The 19,494-nt window shown below is 64.0% G+C and carries 22 protein-coding genes and 1 pseudogene; 14 read left to right on the plus strand and 9 right to left on the minus strand.

Annotated features, from left to right (window positions below):
• Positions 1-16: 16 nt before the first annotated feature.
• On the minus strand, positions 17-934 hold the full coding sequence (locus X773_RS59700; protein ID WP_023677883.1) for a site-specific tyrosine recombinase XerD: 918 nt from the start codon (positions 932-934) through the stop codon (positions 17-19).
• Entirely contained in the window at positions 931-1,080 is a 150-nt protein-coding gene (locus X773_RS59705) for a hypothetical protein (RefSeq protein ID WP_023677884.1), read from the minus strand. The genes X773_RS59700 and X773_RS59705 overlap by 4 nt, the downstream gene beginning before the upstream one ends.
• Before the next feature lie 158 nt (positions 1,081-1,238).
• Between X773_RS59705 and X773_RS59710 the strand changes: the two genes are divergently transcribed.
• From X773_RS59710 to X773_RS59725, 4 genes are read left to right on the plus strand one after another with little or no spacing between them, the layout of a single operon-like run.
• A complete protein-coding gene (locus X773_RS59710) occupies positions 1,239-1,841 on the plus strand; it encodes a shikimate kinase (protein ID WP_023677885.1) in 603 nt (200 codons plus the stop codon).
• Positions 1,838-2,980, plus strand: coding sequence for a 3-dehydroquinate synthase (gene aroB / locus X773_RS59715; protein ID WP_023677886.1), 1,143 nt, complete (start codon positions 1,838-1,840; stop codon positions 2,978-2,980). Before X773_RS59710 ends, aroB begins: the two co-directional genes overlap by 4 nt.
• On the plus strand, positions 2,977-3,873 hold the full coding sequence (locus X773_RS59720) for an HlyC/CorC family transporter (RefSeq protein WP_023677887.1): 897 nt from the start codon (positions 2,977-2,979) through the stop codon (positions 3,871-3,873). The genes aroB and X773_RS59720 overlap by 4 nt, the downstream gene beginning before the upstream one ends.
• Positions 3,874-3,913: 40 nt before the next feature.
• A complete protein-coding gene (locus X773_RS59725) occupies positions 3,914-4,720 on the plus strand; it encodes an alpha/beta hydrolase (protein WP_023677888.1) in 807 nt (268 codons plus the stop codon).
• Between the two features lie 3 nt (positions 4,721-4,723).
• Here the strand turns inward: X773_RS59725 and X773_RS59730 are convergent, their stop codons facing one another.
• The gene (locus X773_RS59730) at positions 4,724-5,026 is read right to left on the minus strand and encodes a BolA family protein (protein WP_023677889.1); all 303 of its coding nucleotides are present in this window, start codon (positions 5,024-5,026) and stop codon (positions 4,724-4,726) included.
• A gap of 133 nt (positions 5,027-5,159) precedes the next feature.
• Between X773_RS59730 and X773_RS59735 the strand changes: the two genes are divergently transcribed.
• From X773_RS59735 to X773_RS59760, 6 genes and pseudogenes are all read left to right on the plus strand, one after another.
• The gene (locus tag X773_RS59735) at positions 5,160-5,789 is read left to right on the plus strand and encodes a J domain-containing protein (RefSeq protein ID WP_036238769.1); all 630 of its coding nucleotides are present in this window, start codon (positions 5,160-5,162) and stop codon (positions 5,787-5,789) included.
• Positions 5,790-5,912: 123 nt separating this feature from the next.
• Positions 5,913-6,972: pseudogene (locus X773_RS59740) on the plus strand (AAA family ATPase).
• An 11-nt stretch (positions 6,973-6,983) separates the two neighbouring features.
• On the plus strand, positions 6,984-8,882 hold the full coding sequence (gene cobT, locus X773_RS59745) for a cobaltochelatase subunit CobT (protein WP_023677891.1): 1,899 nt from the start codon (positions 6,984-6,986) through the stop codon (positions 8,880-8,882).
• Positions 8,879-9,904 (plus strand): esterase-like activity of phytase family protein, encoded by a 1,026-nt coding sequence (locus tag X773_RS59750; protein ID WP_023677892.1) that lies wholly within the window; start codon positions 8,879-8,881, stop codon positions 9,902-9,904. Before cobT ends, X773_RS59750 begins: the two co-directional genes overlap by 4 nt.
• A 201-nt stretch (positions 9,905-10,105) precedes the next feature.
• Positions 10,106-10,474, plus strand: a complete 369-nt coding sequence (locus X773_RS59755) for a metalloregulator ArsR/SmtB family transcription factor (protein WP_023677893.1) — start codon at positions 10,106-10,108, stop codon at positions 10,472-10,474.
• The gene (locus X773_RS59760; protein WP_023677894.1) at positions 10,471-10,956 is read left to right on the plus strand and encodes an SRPBCC family protein; all 486 of its coding nucleotides are present in this window, start codon (positions 10,471-10,473) and stop codon (positions 10,954-10,956) included. The genes X773_RS59755 and X773_RS59760 overlap by 4 nt, the downstream gene beginning before the upstream one ends.
• Positions 10,957-11,012: 56 nt before the next feature.
• Here X773_RS59760 and X773_RS59765 read toward each other — a convergent pair whose 3' ends face one another.
• The 3 genes from X773_RS59765 to rpmB all read right to left on the minus strand — a co-directional run bounded on the left by X773_RS59765 (position 11,013) and on the right by rpmB (position 12,808).
• Positions 11,013-11,687: a spermidine synthase gene (locus X773_RS59765; protein ID WP_023677895.1), complete on the minus strand. Its 675-nt coding sequence runs from the start codon at positions 11,685-11,687 to the stop codon at positions 11,013-11,015.
• Between the two features lie 62 nt (positions 11,688-11,749).
• Positions 11,750-12,430 carry a queuosine precursor transporter gene (locus tag X773_RS59770; RefSeq protein ID WP_023677896.1) on the minus strand — a complete coding sequence of 227 codons (681 nt, stop codon included), beginning with the start codon at positions 12,428-12,430 and terminating at the stop codon, positions 11,750-11,752.
• A gap of 81 nt (positions 12,431-12,511) precedes the next feature.
• Positions 12,512-12,808, minus strand: a complete 297-nt coding sequence (gene rpmB / locus X773_RS59775) for a 50S ribosomal protein L28 (RefSeq protein ID WP_006328411.1) — start codon at positions 12,806-12,808, stop codon at positions 12,512-12,514.
• A 644-nt stretch (positions 12,809-13,452) separates the two neighbouring features.
• Between rpmB and X773_RS59780 the strand changes: the two genes are divergently transcribed.
• The 3 genes from X773_RS59780 to X773_RS59790 are packed head-to-tail and all read left to right on the plus strand — an operon-like array spanning position 13,453 to position 15,841.
• Complete coding sequence (locus X773_RS59780) at positions 13,453-14,244, plus strand: DUF3108 domain-containing protein (protein WP_023677897.1); 792 nt, start codon at positions 13,453-13,455, stop codon at positions 14,242-14,244.
• Positions 14,245-14,285: 41 nt separating this feature from the next.
• Positions 14,286-15,173, plus strand: coding sequence for an EamA family transporter (locus X773_RS59785; protein WP_023677898.1), 888 nt, complete (start codon positions 14,286-14,288; stop codon positions 15,171-15,173).
• Positions 15,173-15,841: a lysoplasmalogenase family protein gene (locus X773_RS59790; protein WP_023677899.1), complete on the plus strand. Its 669-nt coding sequence runs from the start codon at positions 15,173-15,175 to the stop codon at positions 15,839-15,841. The genes X773_RS59785 and X773_RS59790 overlap by 1 nt, the downstream gene beginning before the upstream one ends.
• Before the next feature lie 96 nt (positions 15,842-15,937).
• Here X773_RS59790 and X773_RS59795 read toward each other — a convergent pair whose 3' ends face one another.
• Positions 15,938-17,458 carry an FAD-dependent oxidoreductase gene (locus X773_RS59795; RefSeq protein WP_023677900.1) on the minus strand — a complete coding sequence of 507 codons (1,521 nt, stop codon included), beginning with the start codon at positions 17,456-17,458 and terminating at the stop codon, positions 15,938-15,940.
• Between the two features lie 44 nt (positions 17,459-17,502).
• Here X773_RS59795 and X773_RS59800 point away from each other — a divergent pair, with 44 nt between their 5' ends.
• The gene (locus X773_RS59800) at positions 17,503-18,000 is read left to right on the plus strand and encodes a MarR family winged helix-turn-helix transcriptional regulator (RefSeq protein ID WP_023677901.1); all 498 of its coding nucleotides are present in this window, start codon (positions 17,503-17,505) and stop codon (positions 17,998-18,000) included.
• A gap of 229 nt (positions 18,001-18,229) precedes the next feature.
• Here the strand turns inward: X773_RS59800 and X773_RS59805 are convergent, their stop codons facing one another.
• Both X773_RS59805 and gloB read right to left on the minus strand, forming a co-directional pair.
• The gene (locus X773_RS59805; RefSeq protein ID WP_023677902.1) at positions 18,230-18,658 is read right to left on the minus strand and encodes a cupin domain-containing protein; all 429 of its coding nucleotides are present in this window, start codon (positions 18,656-18,658) and stop codon (positions 18,230-18,232) included.
• A gap of 21 nt (positions 18,659-18,679) precedes the next feature.
• Positions 18,680-19,447 (minus strand): hydroxyacylglutathione hydrolase, encoded by a 768-nt coding sequence (gene gloB / locus X773_RS59810; protein WP_023677903.1) that lies wholly within the window; start codon positions 19,445-19,447, stop codon positions 18,680-18,682.
• Positions 19,448-19,494: the final 47 nt, after the last annotated feature.

Here is a 19,494-nt window from a genome sequence, read left to right on the forward strand (position 1 = left end):
CATAGCGGCATGACGCCTAGTCGGCAAGCGGATGATGATCGTTGACCAGACGCACCAGCCGCTCCTCCAGCACATGCGTGTAGATCTGCGTCGTTGAAATATCGGCATGGCCAAGCAACTGCTGCACGGCCCTGAGATCAGCGCCGTTCTGCAGCAGATGGCTGGCGAAAGCATGGCGCAGCACATGCGGCGATATCTTCGCCGTGGCAATGCCGGCCCGAGCGCCAAGCTCTTTCAGCTCGCGGGCAAAGACCTGTCTCGAGAGATAGCCGCTGTCGGAGGCAGCCGGAAACAGGAACGGGCTGTCGGCAAGAGCCGGCACCGCCCCCCGTGCGGCAAGCCATGTCCGCATCGCGGTGCGCGCCTTGGCCGACAGCGGCACCATGCGCTCCTTGTTGCCCTTGCCTCGCACCATGAAGAAGCGGTCGTCGCGCTGTGCCACCGTCACGGGAAGGCCGACCAGCTCCGAAACGCGCAAGCCGGTGGCGTAGAGCACCTCGACCAGCGCGTGCAGGCGCAGCGCCGCCAGCCTGTCGCCGTCATGCATGGAGGGGTCCACCGCCTCCTGCGCCGCGCGGTCGAGCAGCCGGCCGGTATCGGCCTCGCTCATCGTCTTAGGCAGCGGCCGGCCTTTCCTCGGACTGTCCAGCGTGCCGGTCGGATCGTCACCCCGCAGGCCTTCGGCGTAGAGGAACTTGAAGAACTGCCGGATCGCCGACAATTTGCGCGCCTGCGAGGTGGCGGCAAAGCCGCGCGCGGCGATGTCGTCGAGATAGGTACGGATGTCGGCGCTGGTGGCAGCGGCAAGCCCACCGCCGATCCCGACGGAAGCGTCTTCGAGGTCGCGGCGATAGGAGGAAAGCGTGTTTTCGGCCGCGCCGCGCTCGGCGCTCATCATCTCCAGGAAGGCTTCGATGCGGGCGGCGCTGTTCATTTTTTGGGATTGAGCTTTTCCGGAGGGATACGCACGCTCATTTCCGCCTTCCTCGGCTCGACGAACATGACCAGGGCGAACATCGCGCCATAGACAATGCCGGCCAGAATCGCGAGCGTCACGACAAAGCGAAACAGTGTTGGCATTAATTTTCGCCCGTCGTCTTATTCTGCATTTCCAACCCTGTGCCCTTATGAGACGCCAATCCGGCCAATTCAAGGGTGAAGCCCATAGTCCCGGTTGCGCCGCGCTTGACGCAAACAGGCTTTTGATGTCGATACGCCGCCAAAGAGGCCCTAGAAGCATGAACGCGCTACCAGCAAATCCTCCGGGCGAGAGCCATGCCGCGCTGCTCGGCCGGCTGGGCGGCCGTTCCATCGTCTTCGTCGGGCTGATGGGCGCCGGCAAGACGGCGATCGGCCGCAAGGTGGCGGTGATGCTGGCACTGCCCTTCATCGACAGCGACCAGGAGATCGAAACTGTTTCGCGCATGAGCGTCCCGGACCTGTTCGAGCGCTATGGCGAGGCGGAGTTCCGAGCACTGGAGCAGCGCGTCATCCTGCGTGTGCTGGAGCACGGGCCGCAGGTGCTGTCGACCGGCGGCGGCGCCTTCATGAACGCGCAGACGCGCGAGGCGATCGCCAGCCATGGCGTGTCGGTTTGGCTGAAAGCCGAGATCGACCTGTTGATGGAGCGCGTTTCCAAGAAACAGAACCGGCCGCTGCTGAAAAGCGCCGATCCACGCGCCGTGCTGGAACGGCTGATGGCGGAACGCTACCCGGTTTATGCCGCGGCCGACGTCGTCGTGCCGACCCGCGACGACCGCAAGGAGATCATTGCCGCCGAAGTGGTGGACGCGCTGCGCGGCCATCTCGGCGTTGCCGATATTGACGAGGTGCGGTCGTGAGCGCTGATGCAACGGTCTCTGTCGAAGTCGGGCTTGGCGAGCGTGCCTACAATATTTTGATCGGTCCCGGCCTGCTGTCACGCGCCGGCGCCGAGATTTCGCGCCGTCTGCCGGGGACGCGGGCGGCGGTCGTCACCGACGAAAACGTCGCGGCCGCGCATCTCGCGACGCTTGCGGCCGGCCTGGCAAGCGGTGGCATCCAACATGCCGTCATCACGTTGCCGCCAGGCGAAAAGACCAAGAGCTTTGCGCATCTCGAAGAGGTGGTCGACGGCGTGCTGGCCGCCAAGCTGGAGCGCGGCGACGTCGTCATCGCGCTCGGCGGCGGCGTCGTCGGCGACCTCGCCGGCTTTGCCGCCGGCATCGCGCGGCGCGGCATGAACTTCGTGCAGGTTCCGACCTCGCTGCTGGCGCAGGTCGATTCCTCCGTCGGCGGCAAGACCGGCATCAACAGCAAGCGCGGCAAGAACCTGGTCGGGGTATTCCACCAGCCTAGGCTGGTGCTGGCCGACACCGAAGTGCTCGACACGCTGCCAATCCGCGAGTTTCGCGCCGGCTATGCCGAACTGGCCAAATACGGGCTGATCGACCGGCCCGAGTTTTTCGCCTGGCTGGAAGAAAACTGGCGTCAAGTGTTTGCCGGCGGGCCGGAGCGGGCTGCGGCCATCGCCGAGGCCTGTCGTGCCAAGGCCGACGTCGTTGCCCGCGACGAGTTCGAGACCGGCGACCGCGCGTTGCTCAATCTCGGCCACACCTTAGGTCATGCGCTGGAGGCGGCGACCGGCTATGACGGCGCAAGGCTCGTGCATGGCGAGGGCGTCGCCATCGGCATGGCGCTGGCGCACCGCTTTTCGTCAAGGCTCAATTTGGCGAGCCCCGACGACGCGGCGCGTGTCGAGGCGCATCTTCGCGCCGTCGGTCTGCCCTGGCGCATGGCCGACATTCCCGGCGAACTGCCCGATGCCGAGACGCTGTTCTCCTTCATCACCCAGGACAAGAAGGTGTCGCGCGGCGCGCTGACCTTCATCCTGACGCGCGGCATCGGCCAGGCCTTTATCGCCCGGGATGTGCCGGCCTCGGAAGTGCTGGCGTTCCTCCGGGAGAACCATCCGGGTCGGCAGGAAAGCCGCCCGGGATGAGCCAGGCCGGCTGGATCGCGGCTGCCGTGCTCGCCGGCCTCGGCCTGCTGGGCTTCGTCTTGCGCCGGCGCCTGCTCGCCGCCTTCGGCTACGAGCTGCAACGCATCGAGCCGCAGCGCTCTGCGCGCGAGGAACTGCGCGGCGCCGTCGACGATTTCCGCCGCGACGGCCAGGTGGTGCGCGAGGACCGCGCCCGCATCGGCGGCCTGTTCGACCTCGAGGAGCTCGAAGTGTCGGACGTCATGGTCCACCGCACGAATATGCGCTCCGTCAACGCCGACGACCCGCCCGAAGCGGTGGTTCGCGAGATCCTGCAGAGCCCGCACACCCGCATGCCGTTGTGGAAGGGTTCGCTCGACAACATTGTCGGCGTGCTGCACGCGAAGGATCTGCTGCGCGCGCTGAACGAGGTCGGCAACGATTTTTCCAGGATCGACGTGATGAAGATCGCGTCGAAACCGTGGTTCGTGCCCGACACCACGACGCTTCAGGAGCAGCTCAATGCCTTCCTGCGCCGCAAGGCGCATTTCGCCATCGTCGTCGACGAATATGGCGAGGTCGAAGGGCTGGTGACGCTGGAAGACATCATCGAGGAGATCGTCGGCGAGATCGCCGACGAGCACGACATCGACATCCAGGGCGTCAAGCAGGAGGCCGACGGCTCCGTCGTCGTCGACGGCACGGTGCCGATCCGCGACCTTAACCGGGCGCTCGACTGGAACCTGCCGGACGAGGAAGCCACCACCATCGCCGGCCTTGTCATCCACGAGGCGCAGTCGATCCCGGACGAAAAGCAGGCCTTTACGTTTCACGGCAAGCGCTTCGTCGTCATGAAGCGCGACAAGAACCGTATCGCGCGGCTGAGGATCAAGCCGGCGATGCTTGGAGAATGACAGTGCGCACCTTGTGGCAGCCGTGGGCAGTCAGGAGTTGATGACGATCGATCGGCGAAGCCTGCTTCTGGCGTCGATGGCGGCGCTGCTGCCGGGACAGGCGGCGGCATTGCGGCTGCGTTCGCCGTCGCCCGAAACCTTCGACTATGGGCCGGCCAAGCTCGACATCTATTCCCGCGATGGCGCAAGCGGCCTGCCGGTCGTCTTCTTCGTCCATGGCGGCGCCTGGCGGGTCGGCAACCGCAACAATGTCAATTCCAAGCCTGGTTTCCTGCTCGACAATGGCTTCGGCTTCGTCTCGATCGACTACCGGATGCTGCCTGAAGCCGACGTCGCCACCCAGGCGGCAGATGTCGAACTGGCCTATCGTTACGTCCGCGCCAACATCGCCAGGCATGGCGGCGATCCGGACCGGATCGTCGCCATGGGCCATTCGGCCGGCTGCCATCTCGTCGCATTGACCGGGCTGCGCGGCGGCCTGCCCGGCGTCGCGGCGCTGGTTCTCGACGACACCAGGGCCTACGATCTGGAGGCGCTGGCCAGAAGCGGCGGCATGGCAGGGGTCTATGCCCGCGCCTTTCCCGATCCGGCGCAGTGGCGCGCGCTGTCGCCTGTCACCTATGTGGAAGGCCGCAAGCACCCGCCGACCTTCATCGCCCATTCGCGCGCGAAAGCCCGCGCGGCGGACGCGCAGGCCTTCGCCGAGCGTCTGCGCGCCACCGGAACCAAGGTCACGCTGTTCGACGGCAGCGACTATTCGCACATGTCGATCAATCGCGACTTCGGCACCGAAGGCGATGCATTGACCGCAGCGGTGATGGCCTTCCTGAGGGCGAGCCTCGGCTGAAATTTACCAGCGGGTCTTTTCACCGGGCGCCACCGGCTCGATTGCCAGGGCGTGGACGCCGGATTTCAACTCCTCGGCCAGCAGATCGTTGACTGCGCGGTGACGTTCGACGCGGCTCATGCCGGCAAAGGCGGGGGCGACGATGCGGACGCGGAAATGCGTCTCGCCAGTGCCGTCGAAGGTGGCGTGATGGCCGGAATCCACATGATGATGCCCGGCATGGAGATGGCTTTCGTTGATGACGTCCAGCCGTTCCGGCGAAAACGCCTTTTTCAGCTTACCTTCCATCGTTGCCTGTATGGACATCGCCGCTTCCCTTCACCACATCTATGTCATCGCACAAAATTCGCAATTCGCCGGTTTTATGCCGCGATTCAGCGGTTAGGGCGATCATCGCGAAAATGTCAATTCTTGTTTCGCATCAGCGAACAGCCCATAAATGGGTGAGATGAAGCCGTACCCAAAATATTTCGAGAAGATTCGCATCCGCCCGGAGAAGGACGCGGAGCTGAAGTCGCGTTCGCCGATCTGCCAGTGGGATGGCTGCAAGGAGGCCGGTACCCACCGTGCCCCGGTCGGACGGATGAAGGAAGGCGAGTATTTCCAGTTCTGCTTCGACCATGTGCGCGAGTACAACAAAGGCTTCAATTATTTCTCGGGCGTTCCCGACACCGAGATCGCCCGCTTCCAGAAGGAAGCCATGACCGGCCATCGGCCGACCTGGAAAATGGGCGTCAACGGCGCCTCGACCCGCTCCTCGCCGGACTTTGCCCAGGCGCGCTCCGGTCGCGCCGGCTACTACAATCGCATGCGCGATCCGTTCGACCTGTTCAAAGGCCCGAAAGACCCGCGCGAAGCACGCGAGCGCAAGGCCAAGCCGCTTGAGGCCAAGGCACTGGAAACGCTTGGCCTTGATACAAAGGCAACTGGCAAGGATATCAAGGCGCGCTATAAGGAACTTGTGAAACGCCACCACCCGGATGCGAATGGCGGCGACAGAGGTTCGGAAGACCGGTTCCGCGATGTGCTCCAGGCGTATCGCGTGCTCAAGCAGGCAGGTTTGTGCTGAGCGACCATACGGTTCGTGTCGCTTTCCAACTTTCATAAGGTTGGAAAAGGCTCTAAGACCGCCCCCGAACAAAATCGATTGCCGGCGAAACGCGGCGTTTCGCTTGTGGAGACGTTGATAGAGATGAACAAGGTCGATCGCGACATCGCCAACCTGCCCGACACCACGGTGTCGGTGAAGGAGACATTCGGCTTCGACTCCAAGATGGTGGTGCCGGCCTATGCGGTGACGAGCGAGCATGTCCCCGACATCGATCCGGACTACCTGTTCGACAAGAACACGACCATGGCGATCCTCGCCGGCTTTGCCTACAATCGCCGGGTCATGGTGTCCGGTTACCACGGCACCGGCAAGTCGACGCATATCGAACAGGTCGCCGCCCGCCTCAACTGGCCCTGCGTGCGTGTCAATCTCGATAGCCATGTCAGCCGTATCGACCTCGTCGGCAAGGACGCCATCGTGGTCAAGGACGGGCTGCAGNAATCTCGATAGCCATGTCAGCCGTATCGACCTCGTCGGCAAGGACGCCATCGTGGTCAAGGACGGGCTGCAGATCACCGAATTCCGCGACGGCATCCTGCCCTGGGCCTACCAGCACAATGTCGCACTGTGCTTCGACGAGTACGATGCCGGCCGTCCGGACGTGATGTTCGTCATCCAGCGCGTGCTGGAATCGTCGGGCCGGCTGACGCTGCTCGACCAGAGCCGGGTCATCCGCCCGCACCCGGCCTTCCGGCTGTTTTCGACCGCCAACACGGTTGGGCTGGGCGACACCACCGGCCTCTACCACGGCACCCAGCAGATCAACCAGGCGCAGATGGACCGCTGGTCGATCGTCACCACGCTGAACTACCTGCCGCACGACAATGAAGTGAACATCGTGCTGGCCAAGGCCAAGCACTACCGCGATGGCAAGGGCAAGGAGATCGTCAACAAGATGGTGCGCGTCGCCGACATGACGCGCTCGGCCTTCATCAACGGCGATTTGTCGACGGTTATGAGCCCGCGCACGGTTATCACCTGGGCCGAGAATGCCGAAATCTTCGGCAATATCGGCATGGCGTTCCGGCTGACCTTCCTCAACAAATGCGACGAGCTGGAACGCTCGCTGGTCGCCGAATTCTATCAGCGCGCCTTCGGCGAAGATCTGCCGGAATCGGCTGCCAATGTGGTGCTGGGCTAAGCAGAGTCTCGATGGCGGGTCCGGGCGACAACACGCGAAACAAATCCAAGACCGGCGCTGAGAATGACAGCTTCAAGCGCGCCGTCACCGTCTGCATGCGCGCCATTGCCGGCGACAAGGATCTCGAGGTCGGCTTCGCCAAGGACCGGCCGGCGCTGGCCGGCAGCCGCGCCCGGCTGCCCGAATTGCCGAAGAAGGCATCAAAGGCCGACATCGCCATCACCCGCGGGCTCGGCGATTCCATGGCGCTGAAGCGCGCCTGCCACGATGCGCGCATCCACACCAGGCTGGCACCGGAAGGCAAGCAGGCCCGCGCCATCTATGACGCGGTCGAGCAGGCCCGGGTGGAGGCGATCGGCAGCCGCGCCATGCAGGGCGTCGCCGACAATATCGGCTCGATGCTGGAGGACAAATACGCCAGGGCCAACCTCATCGACGTCAAGGACAAGGCCGACGCGCCGATCGAGGAGGCGCTGGCGCTGATGGTGCGCGAAAAGCTGACCGGCCGCACTGTGCCGAAGAGCGGCGAACGGCTGGTCGATCTCTGGCGCCCTTGGGTCGAGGAAAAGGCCAGTGCCGATCTCGACGGGCTGTCGGCAAAGCTCGACGACCAGCAGGCGTTCGCCCGCGTGGTGCGCGAGATGCTCGCCTCCATGGAAATGGCCGAGGAGCTCGGCGATGACCAGGAGACGGAAGACTCGGAGGACAACGACGAAAACCAGCCGCAAGGCGAGGAGCAGAGCGAGGAGGGCGGCGAAGACGATTCGGGCTCCGAGCAGTCGCAGTCCGAGGATACAGAGGCATCGTCGGACGACGAGCAATCGGCCGAGACAGAGGCCTCCGACGCCACCGCCGAGGATCTCTCCGACGATGACGACGCCGATGCGGAGACGCCCGGCGAGGCGCGCCGCAACGACAATCCCTTCACCAATCTGCCGAAAGAGATCGACTACAGGGTCTTCACCACGGCCTTCGACGAGACCGTAGGTGCGGAGGAACTGTGCGAGGAGGAGGAGCTCGACCGGCTGCGCGCCTTCCTCGACAAGCAGCTCGCCAACCTTTCCGGCGTCGTCGGGCGGCTGGCCAACCGGCTGCAGCGCCGCCTGATGGCGCAGCAGAACCGCTCCTGGGATTTCGACCTCGAAGAAGGCTATCTCGATCCGGCACGGCTGGTGCGCGTCGTCATCGACCCGATGCAGCCTTTGTCCTTCAAGCAGGAGCGCGATACCAAATTCCGCGACACGGTGGTGTCGCTGGTGCTCGACAATTCGGGTTCGATGCGCGGCCGGCCGATCACAGTCGCCGCCACCTGCGCCGACATCCTGGCGCGCACGCTGGAACGCTGCGGCGTCTCGGTCGAAATCCTCGGCTTCACCACCCGCGCCTGGAAGGGCGGGCAGGCGCGCGAGAAATGGCTGAAGGAAGGCAAGCCGCCGAACCCCGGCCGGCTCAACGATCTGCGCCACATCATATACAAATCCGCCGACCATCCGTGGCGGCGGGCGCGCCGCAATCTCGGCCTGATGATGCGCGAGGGACTGCTCAAGGAAAACATCGACGGCGAGGCGCTGCTGTGGGCGCACAACCGGCTGATCGCGCGGCCGGAGCAGCGTAAGATCCTGATGATGATCTCGGACGGCGCGCCGGTCGACGATTCGACGCTGTCGGTCAATCCGGGCAATTATCTCGAGCGGCATCTGCGCGCCATCATCGAGCTCATCGAGACGCGCTCGCCGGTCGAGCTTTTGGCCATCGGCATCGGCCACGACGTCACCCGCTACTATCGCCGCGCCGTCACCATCGTCGATGCCGAAGAACTGGCCGGCGCCATGACCGAGCAGCTGGCCTCGCTGTTCGCCGAGGAAACCGTGCGCGATACGCGGCGCGGCGGCATGCGGCGCGCCGGATGATTTTTTCCCGCGGCGGCTTTTGGCAGAAGCTTTTGGCCGCCATTGCGTTGTTCGGCATCACTTTGGCGCCGGCTGTCGCTGCCGGGCCGGCCTCGGTCGAGCCGGCCGAAATCTCGGCCCGGCCCATAACCCAGTTTCGCATCGGCAATGACGAAAAACAGTTCGGGCCGCTCGAATTCGTCGGCGGGCTCGAAATGACCTCGCCGACGCGCGATTTCGGCGCGCTGTCGGCGCTTCGGTTCCTCAAGCCCGGCAGCGATTTCATCGGCGTTGCCGACACCGGTTTCTGGTTCTTCGGCACCCTCGTTCACGATGCCGACAAGCGGCCTTCCGGCATCCAGAATTTTAGCATGCAGCAGATGATCGATGCGGCCGGCCAGCCGATCGACGAGAAATGGGCGGTCGATGCCGAAGGCCTCGCGGTCAAGGACGGCATTGCCACGGTCGGTTTCGAGCGCGATCACCGTATCGCAGAGTTCAACATCGATCCGGACGACATGAAGGCGCCGTTCAGGCAATTGGACTTCCTGATTCCGGCCTGGGAACTTCGCCGCAATCGCGGCTTCGAGACCGTCACCCGCGCCCATCCTTACGGGCAGCACGCGGGCGGGCTGGTCGTGGTGTCGGAAAAGAGCCTCGACAAGACCGGCAACATCTTTGCCGCGATCATCGAAGGGCCGCGCAAGGGCGTCTTCACCATCAAGCGCAATGGCGATTTCGACATCACCGACGGCGCCTTCCTGCCGGATGGCGACCTGTTGCTTCTTGAGCGCAGTTTTTCGATGGCCGGCGGCGTCAAGATGCGGCTGCGGCGCATCTATGGCGAAAGCGTCGAGAAGGGCGCCGTCGCCGACGGGCCGGTGCTGCTCGAAGCCGACATGGGCTACCAGATCGACAACATGGAAGCGCTCGACGTCTGGACCCGCGACGATGGCGCGCTGATCGTGTCGCTGATGTCCGACGACAACCACTCGATCCTGCAGCGCAATCTTTACCTGGAATTTGTGCTGCACGAGGATTGACGCGCGACCGGCCTGTTGGCTGACAGCATCGCTGGCGTTTCCGCGCCGTTTTGCAGCGCTGGCAATTTCCCTTGCAATTTCCCCTGGCGATTTTCTCTGGCAATGACCCGCGTCGCGGGTTTTCCAGCCGGCTTTCACCATCTGCAAAAATACTTTAGTTGTGACTTGACAATTCGTGTCATCGGCGAAATACTCAAGTCCATGCTTAAGTATTCCGAGATCGACAGCATCCTGCGGGCTCTTGCCGAGCCGACGCGCCGGGCAATCCTGGAAAGGCTGAGCCGCGGGCCGGCCACCGTCAGCCAGTTGGCGGAGCCGTTCGGCATGACCTTCGCCGCCGTGCTCCAGCACCTCCAGGTGCTTGAAGCGTGCGGGCTGATCCGCAGCGAAAAGATCGGGCGCGTGCGCACCTGCCGGATCGAGCCCGGCGGGCTAGCCCCGCTTGCCGACTGGATCGCCGCGCGCCGTACGCCGGCCGAACGCCAGCTCGACCGTCTCGGCCAGATCCTGGCGGAGACTGACCAATCGAACGCAACAATCCACGAGCAGGAAAAGGACGAAAAGAAATGAACCAGATTGCCCCTGTTAACGACGAGCACTCCGTCATCCATTCGACCTTCACGATCGAGCGGACCTATCCGCAATCGCCCGAACGCGTCTTCCTCGCCTTTGCCGACAAGGTGACGGTGCGGCGCTGGCGCGTCGAAGGCGACGGCTTCACCATCGCCGAATTCACCTTCGATTTCCGTGTCGGCGGCGGCGAGGTTTCGCGGTTCAGCTACCAGGGCGGCCCGGAGATCAGGCTCGATGCGCAGTTCCAGGACATCGTCCCTGACCGGCGCATCGTATTTTCATACCGGATGGCGGTCGGGGCGCAGCCGCTGTCGGCGTCGCTCACCACGGTCGAGCTTGCACCTTCCGGCGAGGGCACCCGCCTGACCTATACCGAACAGGGTGCGTTCTTCGATGGCGTCGATTCAGCGCAAGGGCGCGAGGAGGGCACACGCGGGCTGCTGCAGGCGCTCGCCGCCGAGCTTCAGAAGGCGAAGTAGAGGTTCGTCGGCGTACCGGGCGGCGTCCACAAGGCCCGCCCGGATTGCGAGGTGGCCTATTGCCCCTTGCTCGCGAGCCAGACGATGTGACGGGCGCCGCGCTTGCCGTGAGCCCGCACCTTGACCTCCTCGACCGTGAAGCCGGCCTGCTTGAGCCTTCGGGTGAAACCTGCGTCAGGGCCCTGCGACCAGACCGCCAGCACACCGCCGGGCTTGAGAGCTGCTCTCGCGCTGATCAGGCCGGCTGCGCTGTAGAGCGCATCGTTGGCCTTGTAGACGATGCCCTCGGGGCCGTTGTCGACATCGAGCAGGATCGCGTCCCAGGCCGAAGCTTGCGATCGGATGAGCTGACCGACATCGGCCTCACGAATGCTGACGCGCCGGTCATCAAGGCAGCCGCCGAACAGCTCGGCCATCGGGCCGCGCGCCCAAATCACGATGGCCGGCACCAGTTCGGCAACGGCGACCTGCGCATCGTCGCCGAGCTCGGCCAGCGCCGCGCGCAGCGTAAAGCCCATGCCGAGGCCGCCGATCAGGATGTTTGGGGTCCGGCGGCCGGCAATCCTTTGACAGGACAGTTTCGCCAGCGCTTCTTCGGAACCGCTGAGCCGGCTGTTCATCAGCTCGTTCGCGCCAAGCATGATCGAGAATTCGCCGCCGCGCCGTTTCAGGCGGAGTTCCTGTCCGCCGTCAGGCGTTTTTGCCGAGTCCAGTTGAAGCCAGGGGATCATGCTCGATAGTCTTTGAGCATGATCTTGTCCGAAAACCGGTTCCCACTTTTCGGGATCACGCTCTATGCCGCCAGTGCCGGCTGGCTCCAGCGGGCGGCAAGCAGCCGGTAGGGGATCAGCGCCACCACCGCTATGACCAGCTTGACGCCGAGATCGCCGAGCGCCCAGGAAATCCAGCGCATCGTCTCGACCGGCAGCACGCCCATCAGCGGCGCGGTTTCCAGCGCAAAGCCGTCATTGGGCCCGGCGAAGGCGAACGCCGCCGCGAAGGCGACGGTGAAAAACACCACCGTATCGAAGACGGAGCCGACCAGGGTGCCGACGATCGGCGCGCGCCACCAGCTCTGCCGGCGCAGCCGGTTGAACACGGTGACGTCGAGCAACTGCGCGGTGAGAAAGGCCGCACCCGACGCCGCGGCAATACGCACCAGCCGGTCGGCGGCGGTCTCGAATTCGATCAGGCCGTGGCGAAACAGCAGCGGTGGGATGACGATCGAGCAGACCACCGCTGTCATGAAGCCGACAAAGACGATCCTGCGCGCCACCGCCGGCCCATAACGGCGATTGGCGAGATCGGTGACCAGGAAGGAGAACGGATAGGTGAAGGCGCCCCAGGTCAGGATGTCGGCCAGCGACAACCCGCCGATTGCACCCTGCATCGGGAACTGCACGAGGATGTTCGAGGCCACGACGACGAGCGCCATGGCCGCCACGAAGGGCAGGTACCGCGAGAGGAAAATCATTTTTTTATCCTGGGTAATGGAACCAGCGGAACGCGATCCGCAACCCGGTCGCGCCCTGGAAGGCGGCCGCCGCCGAAAAACTCAGGCGGCCGGCTGTTCGGCGAGCTTCTTGGCGATCTGCTTCTTCAACAGGCGGGCGCGCTGCGACAATTCCTTGGCATCGGCCTTGGCCAGGAAGGCATCGAGGCCGCCGCGATGCTCGACCGAACGCAGCGCGTTGGCCGAAATGCGCAGGCGCACATTCTGGTTCAGCGCTTCCGAGATCAGCGTCACATTGACGAGATTGGGCAGGAAGCGACGCTTGGTTTTGTTGTTGGCGTGGCTCACATTGTTGCCGGACATGACTGCCTTGGCAGTGAGTTCGCAGGTGCGGGACATGGTTCTAACCTTCGGTTCTCGGTCCTGGCCAAACATTCGACCCGCGCCGGGTGGCGCGCGGTTTCGGTCAGGCGGCCTTATGGAAAAAGTTGGCGTTCCATAGTTGCATTTCGCCGATGCGTCAAGCTTGGGGTTGCTTCGGGGATGGGGAATCGCACTTTCGGAGTAGGTGTCGTCGGTGAAGCTGCTGATCGCCCCCTCAGGAGGAGATGTTGCTGTCCCGCAGATCTCTCAAGACCTAGGTTCCTCGCCCACCGCGAAGCGGGGGAGAGGTGGCCGCGAAGCGGCCGGAGAGGGGCCTTTTCGTAGAGCGCGGTTCCCCCTCTCCGTCTCGGCTTCGCCGAGCCACCTTTCCCCCCGCAACCCTTTCCCTCTGCCGGGCCGAGGCAGATCGGCAGATTCGTCGAGGGCGCCACATTTGTTCTTGCTTTGTGCCGGCAGCTATGCTACTAATTTCGGTATGGTGCTAATTGGCTCCAACGACCCGCCCGCCGAGGCGGGTTTTTTATTTTGGCCGTCGACCAGCCCCAACGTTGCCTGCCGACGGCGCCTTTCACATTAAGGCCGGAATTCAGCCTATAAGCGGTCGCACAGGGACATGCCAGACCGGAGCCGCCCGTCCGGTCGACAATCAAGGACCCGCCATGCCTCGTTCTTTCCTCCATGCCCTGGTCGTGCTGATGGCCGTCGCGCTTTCGACGACGGTTTCGGCCGCTGAGCCGCAATCCTTCACGGGCGAATATTCGGTGTCGTTCCTCGGCCTCTCCGTGGCCAAGGCGAAATTCTCCAGCCATTACGAGGGTGACACCTATTCGATCGAGGGCAGCGTTTCCGCCGCCGGGCTCGCCACTTTGTTCGACGATACGCGAGGCACGATCTCGTCGAAGGGCAAGATTTCGGGCAAGCAGTTGCAGCCGCAAGCGTTCCACGCCGACTACACGTCCGGCAAGAAGGCATCGATGATCGACATCCAGTTTGCCAACGGCGTCGTCACCTCGACCAAGGTCGTGCCTGAGCCGAAGAAGCGCAATCCTGAGAATTGGATACCGCTGGTCGGCAGCCATCTCGTATCGGTCCTCGATCCGATGGCCGCGACCGTCATCCATGCCGACAGCCTCGACCAGGTCTGCGGGCGCACGGTGAAGCTCTATGACGGCGAAATGCGTGCCGATCTCAAACTGACCTACGAGTCCAAAGGGTCGATCTCGGTGACCGGCTACGAGGGCGATACGGTCACCTGCAGGCTGGGCTTCGAGCCGGTGGCCGGCTACCGCAAGAACCGCAAGGCGCTGAACTACCTGAAGAAACGCAGCCGCATCATGGTGACGTTTGCACCGGTCGGCCAAAGCGGCGTATATGCGCCGATCCGCGCCACGGTCAGCACGCAAATCGGCCCGTTGACGATCAGCGCGGAGCGGTTCGAAGCGAACGAATAGGCGTGATGGTGCGCCGCCAACGGGGCACGGGGGCGACGGATATGGCGCGCGCAACACTGATCGGCTTCTCCGCGGTCGCCATGTGGGCGCTGCTGGCGCTGCTTACGGATGCTTCGGGCGCCGTTCCGCCGTTCCTGCTTTCCGCAATCACCTTCACGATCGGCACTTGCGTCGGGCTGGTTGCCCGGCTGTTCATGCCGGCAGCCGGCGGCGCCGCGAAGATACCGCGCCAGGTCTGGGTGATCGGCATTGCCGGCCTGTTCGGCTACCACTTCTTCTACTTCACCGCGCTGCGCAATGCGCCGGCCGTCGAGGCCAGCCTGATCGCCTATCTGTGGCCGCTGCTGATCGTGCTCGGATCGGCGCTGATGCCTGGCGAGCGGCTGGCCTGGAACCACGTCGCCGGCGCGCTGCTCGGCCTTGCCGGCACGGTCCTGATCGTCACCAAGGGCGGCGGGCTTGCCTTCGACGCGCGTTATGCCTTCGGCTACGCCATGGCCGGCGTCTGCGCGGTGCTGTGGTCGTCCTATTCGCTGTTGTCGCGGCGCTTCCCGTCGGTGCCGACCAGCATCGTCACCTGGTTCTGCGCCGCCACCGCGGCGCTTTCGCTGGTCTGCCATCTGTTGCTTGAACAGACGGTGCTGCCCGCCGGCGCCGGCCAGTGGCTGGCCGTGCTCGGCCTCGGTCTGATGCCGGTGGGGGCGGCGTTCTATGCCTGGGACATCGGCGTCAAGCGCGGCAACATCCAGGTGCTGGGGGCGGCGAGCTATGCCGCGCCGCTGCTGTCCACCCTGGTGCTGATATCAGCCGGCTTCGCCGAGCCGTCATGGCGCATCCTCGCCGCCTGCGTGCTGATCACCGGCGGCGCGGCACTGGCGGCGAAATCGCTGTTCCTGCGCAAGAGGGCTACAAGCGAGGCAAACGCTTGATGCCGTTTCCCGGTGGCATCGATGCCAATGCCAATGCGACGCTGGTATTTTCGCTGGCGGCGGCGGTGATTTACGCGTTCAGCCTCGGCATGCCGCCGCGCCTTTCGCGGTCGGCGGCAAGGACATTGGCGGTGGCGATGCTGGCGGTGCTGGTCGCGCAGCAGGGCGGCCCATGGCTGCTCGTCGCCGCGCTGGGCGTCAGTGCCATCGGCGACGCCTTCCTGTCGCGCGACGGCGAGAAGGCATTTCTTGGCGGCACGGCCAGTTTTCTTGCCGCGCACGTGCTTTACGTCGTGCTGTTCCTGCGTGCCGGCGGCGGCCTCGGGCTGCTTTCGGCCGAGCCGTGGCGGGCAGCGATCGTGCTGGCGATGATCGTGTCGGTGCTGGCCATGCTTTTCGCGCTCCGGCGCCGCATCGGCCCGGCCTTGCGTTTGCCGATCGGTGTGCATGCCGCGGCACTGCTTGCCATGGGCATTGCGGCGCTCACCCTGAACAGCGTCGGGGTCGTCGGCGGCGTCGTCCTGCTCATGCTGTCCGACGGGCTGCACGCCGCGGAAAAGTTCCTGCTGCCCGCCATCTCGCCACACCGCATTTGGGTGCGCCATGCGGTCTGGGCGCTGTATTACGTCGGCCAGCTGGCGATTACGCTGGGTTTGCTGCTGGGCTAGGTATGTCGATATTCAGGTGATGCCGGCCTGCAAGCGGCGGAAGATCCGACGCGCCATCCGACGCGCCAGCCTCATTCTTCGAACACCTCTCGACGCTCATTTCGATTCTTCTTCGGGTTGGACTACACCCATGCAGCCCAAATAGATTTCGAGCTTCGCGGTTCGGTCTGCATCAAGAATCGTGATCGCACCGACATACCCGTCCGGCCGGATCAGCACACACTCGCCCGGTGCCAGTGCATAAGCATCGCGAAGGTGTCCCCAGGCATCGATGATATCGCCTTGCGGGCCGATGTAGTGGACATGCAGCCCCTGGCGTGGCCCAACCGTCTCTCTCCCGGCTTCACGGACGAGCAGCGTCCAATGCGGCCCTTGGAGCAGTTGGAACAGTCGCGATGGTTGGCCCGCCGCGCCCCTGACTGGGGCATCCGGCGCGCGGTCCCCCGCACGCAGGCCGCTGCTGCGTTCGGCCAGCTCCCTGGAGAGCGGCGAGTCCGGATAGCCGATATCGAGCTGGCGCACCTCGCGGCCGCGGCGCATTCCACCCTGTTTCTGGGCGTCGAGCAGCCGGGTCGAAAGGCCGAGAACCGATTCCGCAACGGGACGCCGCTCCTCCTCATAGGTGTCGAGCAGGCAATCATCCGCACCGCCGAGCACGGCGGCGAGTTTCCAGCCCAGGTTATAGGCATCCTGCACGCTGGTGTTCAGGCCTTGGCCGCCCGTTGGCGGATGGATATGCGCCGCATCGCCAACGAGGAAGACGCGATCAACCCGGTAGCGATCGGCAAGCCGGGCGTTCATCATGTAGGCCGACGCCCAGGCGACCGAATCCACCTGCACATCGGCGCGGCCTGTCCGCTCAGTAATCAAGCGGCCCAGTCCTTCTACCGAGAGGTCCACTTCGCCGTCTAACGGAATGGGTGCCTGAATTTGGAAGAGATCGGTTCCGGCGAGCGGGCAAATCGCGACCATTCGCTCCATGTCACCGTCGTTGAACTGGTGCCACGCATCGCGGTCTAGCCCGGTCAACAGCACAGCCGCCACGATCGCACGCACGCCCAGCGTCTTGCCGGGGAAATCCAAGCCGAGCGTGCCCCGCACGAAGCTACGCCCGCCGTCCGCCCCGACAAGATAGCCTGCGCGAACGGTTTGCTCGCCATTCGGCCCCGCAAGACGTGCCATGACACCGTTCTCGCCTTGCTCGAACCCAACCAACTCACATCCGTACTCGACCCTATGGCCTAGTTCGGCTAGCCGCTCTCGCATGATCCGTTCGGTGAGGAATTGCGGGATCATCAGCGCGATATGGTAAGGCTCCGCCGGCGTCGGATCGGGACGCTCGCCGGTGTCCTTTTCGGTATAGCTGCCGTCATCGCTATACACGCGCAACGGCGGATAGACGCCGCCTGCGGCAACGACCTTGTCGAGAATGCCGAGGTCTTCGAAAATCTCCTGTGTTCTGGGCTGGATACCCTTGCCGCGCGAGCCACGGAAGGGGCCCCTCATCTTCTCGATCAGCCGGAAAGACATCCCGCGCCGTGCAAGCTCGATCCCCAGCGTCAGGCCAGCCGCTCCTGCGCCGCAGATGAGCACATCTGCCGCAAAACCATTTGTCATGTCGATCTCCTTGTGTGTAAAATGCACATAATAGGAGAGTTGGAGTGCCGTCAATGAAAAAGGTGAAAAATACACATATCGAAAGTCGTCAGATTCGCGAACTCCACGGAGCGCTGATCGAGATTGCCAGCCTTATGAACCGGCCTCAGCGCGATGAGCAGATGGTAAAGGAGGCCGGAATTGCGCTCGACCGCGCACTGTTTCCCCTGCTGGTCGGGATAGAGCGGCTTGGGCCGATCGGGATAGTGGACCTCGCTGACCGGGCTGGCCGCGATTACACCACCGTCAGCCGCCAGGTGGCAAAACTCGAAAGCCTTGGCTTGGCCGTGCGCCGGCAGAGCGAGACAGACCGCCGTGTGAATGAGGCTGTCGTCACGCCCAAGGGCAAGGCGACGACCGACAAGATTGACGCTGCACGAGAGAGAAACGCTCGCGCCATCTTCGAAAACTGGGACGCACACGACATCGACGAACTTGTGCGGCTTATGCGCAAGTTTGCCGACGCTGTGAAAGAAGAACCAGAGGACTCTAGCGCGTCCTGAGATGTCACATTATTCCTAAATTTTGTGACCAGATCGCCGACACGGAAACGTCAGGGAAAATTCCGTCGCAAAATTCGGACGCAAAACTCGGCATTCCGCCAATGACTTTCGCGACAGCCAAGATCATCGTCCTGTGTCAGCTTTCTTGAAAATCTTGAACAAACCGGACCGTCTCTTTCCCACCCTGAGCGTCTGTTGTCGTTGGGTACCAAGCGTCAAAACTTCATCACTAGGGCGTGCCCGGCAGCCAGCCTGGTTCGGCGAGTTCGAAGGCGGAGAAATCGAAACCCGGCGCCACGGTGCAGCCGACCAGCGTCCATTCGCCGAGGCTGCGCGCCGACTGCCACCAGCCTGCCGGTACGACGATCTGCGGCCGCTCGCCCGCGGCAAGCGCCGTACCGAGGATCTCCTCGATGACGGGGCCGCCTTCTCGATGTATCGACAGCGCCAGCGGCGCGCCGTCATAGAAGTGCCAGACCTCGGCCGCGTCCTTGACCCGATGCCAGGCCGACAATTGGTCCTTCTCGAGGAGGAAATAGATCGCCGTCGAATGGCCGCGGGCGCCTGCCGCGCCGTCGCGAAAGGTCTCGGCATACCAGCCGCCTTCCGGATGCGGCTTCAGGCCGAGCAGGGCGATGATTTCGGCGGAACTGGTCATGACCCTAGCTCCTGGCGCCGCTCAGAAATTGTCCTTGCGCTTGCGGATCTCGGCGAACACTTCGGCGTCGGAGGCGTTCTCGAGGCCGAGATGCCTGCGGATCGCCGGATCGTGCCAGCGCAGGAACGGATTGGTCGACAGTTCCTCGCCGATCGTCGTCGGCAGCGTCGGTTTGCCGTCGGCGCGCAGCGCCTCGACCTTGGCGGCGCGCTCTTTCAGCGCCGAATTGGTCGGGTCGACGGTGAGCGCGAAACGGGAATTGGCCAGCGTATACTCATGGCCGCAATAGACGACCGTTTCGGCCGGCAGCGCCGCGAGCTTCTTCAGGGATTCGTACATCACCGGCGGCTTGCATTCGAGCAGCCGCCCGCAGCCGAGCGCAAACAGCGTGTCGGCGGCGAATGCCACTTTCGACGCCGGCAGATGATAGGTGACATGGCCGGCGGTATGGCCGGGCGTGGCGATGACCTCGATCCGCTCGTCGCCGAGATGGACGACCGAGCCTTGCTCGACGGTTTCGTCGATGCCGGGAATCTTCGCCTTTTCGGCTTCCGGCCCGACAATGCGCAGCTTGAAACGCTCCTTCAGCGCCAGATTGGCCTCGACATGGTCGAGATGGTGGTGAGTGGTCAGGATCATCGTCGGGGTCCAGCCGGTGCGCTTGATCGCCGCCAGGATGGGCGCCTCCTCGGGCGCATCGATGAGCGCCGTCTGGCCGCTTTTCGGGTCATGCACCAGCACGCCGAAATTGTCGCTGCGGCACATGAATTGTTCGATCTCGACCGGCATCGCATCTCTCCCTTTATTGCCGCAGACATAGGGCGCCTGCCAGCCGA

Source organism: Mesorhizobium sp. LSJC280B00 (genome assembly GCF_000502835.1).
Taxonomy (GTDB): Bacteria; Pseudomonadota; Alphaproteobacteria; order Rhizobiales; family Rhizobiaceae; genus Mesorhizobium.

What these genes read in the sequence shown, in the direction of transcription:
- X773_RS59805 (WP_023677902.1), bottom strand. Translation starts at nt 18,658, where the DNA reads ATGACCAGTTCCGCCGAAATCATCGCCCTGCTCGGCCTGAAGCCGCAT.
- gloB (WP_023677903.1), bottom strand. Translation starts at nt 19,447, where the DNA reads ATGCCGGTCGAGATCGAACAATTCATGTGCCGCAGCGACAATTTCGGC.
- X773_RS59735 (WP_036238769.1), top strand. Translation starts at nt 5,160, where the DNA reads ATGGGTGAGATGAAGCCGTACCCAAAATATTTCGAGAAGATTCGCATC.
- X773_RS59770 (WP_023677896.1), bottom strand. Translation starts at nt 12,430, where the DNA reads ATGATTTTCCTCTCGCGGTACCTGCCCTTCGTGGCGGCCATGGCGCTC.
- X773_RS59710 (WP_023677885.1), top strand. Translation starts at nt 1,239, where the DNA reads ATGAACGCGCTACCAGCAAATCCTCCGGGCGAGAGCCATGCCGCGCTG.
- X773_RS59730 (WP_023677889.1), bottom strand. Translation starts at nt 5,026, where the DNA reads ATGTCCATACAGGCAACGATGGAAGGTAAGCTGAAAAAGGCGTTTTCG.
- X773_RS59780 (WP_023677897.1), top strand. Translation starts at nt 13,453, where the DNA reads ATGCCTCGTTCTTTCCTCCATGCCCTGGTCGTGCTGATGGCCGTCGCG.
- rpmB (WP_006328411.1), bottom strand. Translation starts at nt 12,808, where the DNA reads ATGTCCCGCACCTGCGAACTCACTGCCAAGGCAGTCATGTCCGGCAAC.
- cobT (WP_023677891.1), top strand. Translation starts at nt 6,984, where the DNA reads ATGGCGGGTCCGGGCGACAACACGCGAAACAAATCCAAGACCGGCGCT.
- X773_RS59755 (WP_023677893.1), top strand. Translation starts at nt 10,106, where the DNA reads ATGCTTAAGTATTCCGAGATCGACAGCATCCTGCGGGCTCTTGCCGAG.
- X773_RS59700 (WP_023677883.1), bottom strand. Translation starts at nt 934, where the DNA reads ATGAACAGCGCCGCCCGCATCGAAGCCTTCCTGGAGATGATGAGCGCC.
- X773_RS59785 (WP_023677898.1), top strand. Translation starts at nt 14,286, where the DNA reads ATGGCGCGCGCAACACTGATCGGCTTCTCCGCGGTCGCCATGTGGGCG.
- X773_RS59765 (WP_023677895.1), bottom strand. Translation starts at nt 11,687, where the DNA reads ATGATCCCCTGGCTTCAACTGGACTCGGCAAAAACGCCTGACGGCGGA.
- X773_RS59795 (WP_023677900.1), bottom strand. Translation starts at nt 17,458, where the DNA reads ATGACAAATGGTTTTGCGGCAGATGTGCTCATCTGCGGCGCAGGAGCG.
- X773_RS59760 (WP_023677894.1), top strand. Translation starts at nt 10,471, where the DNA reads ATGAACCAGATTGCCCCTGTTAACGACGAGCACTCCGTCATCCATTCG.
- X773_RS59705 (WP_023677884.1), bottom strand. Translation starts at nt 1,080, where the DNA reads ATGCCAACACTGTTTCGCTTTGTCGTGACGCTCGCGATTCTGGCCGGC.
- X773_RS59720 (WP_023677887.1), top strand. Translation starts at nt 2,977, where the DNA reads ATGAGCCAGGCCGGCTGGATCGCGGCTGCCGTGCTCGCCGGCCTCGGC.
- X773_RS59790 (WP_023677899.1), top strand. Translation starts at nt 15,173, where the DNA reads ATGCCGTTTCCCGGTGGCATCGATGCCAATGCCAATGCGACGCTGGTA.
- X773_RS59750 (WP_023677892.1), top strand. Translation starts at nt 8,879, where the DNA reads ATGATTTTTTCCCGCGGCGGCTTTTGGCAGAAGCTTTTGGCCGCCATT.
- X773_RS59725 (WP_023677888.1), top strand. Translation starts at nt 3,914, where the DNA reads ATGACGATCGATCGGCGAAGCCTGCTTCTGGCGTCGATGGCGGCGCTG.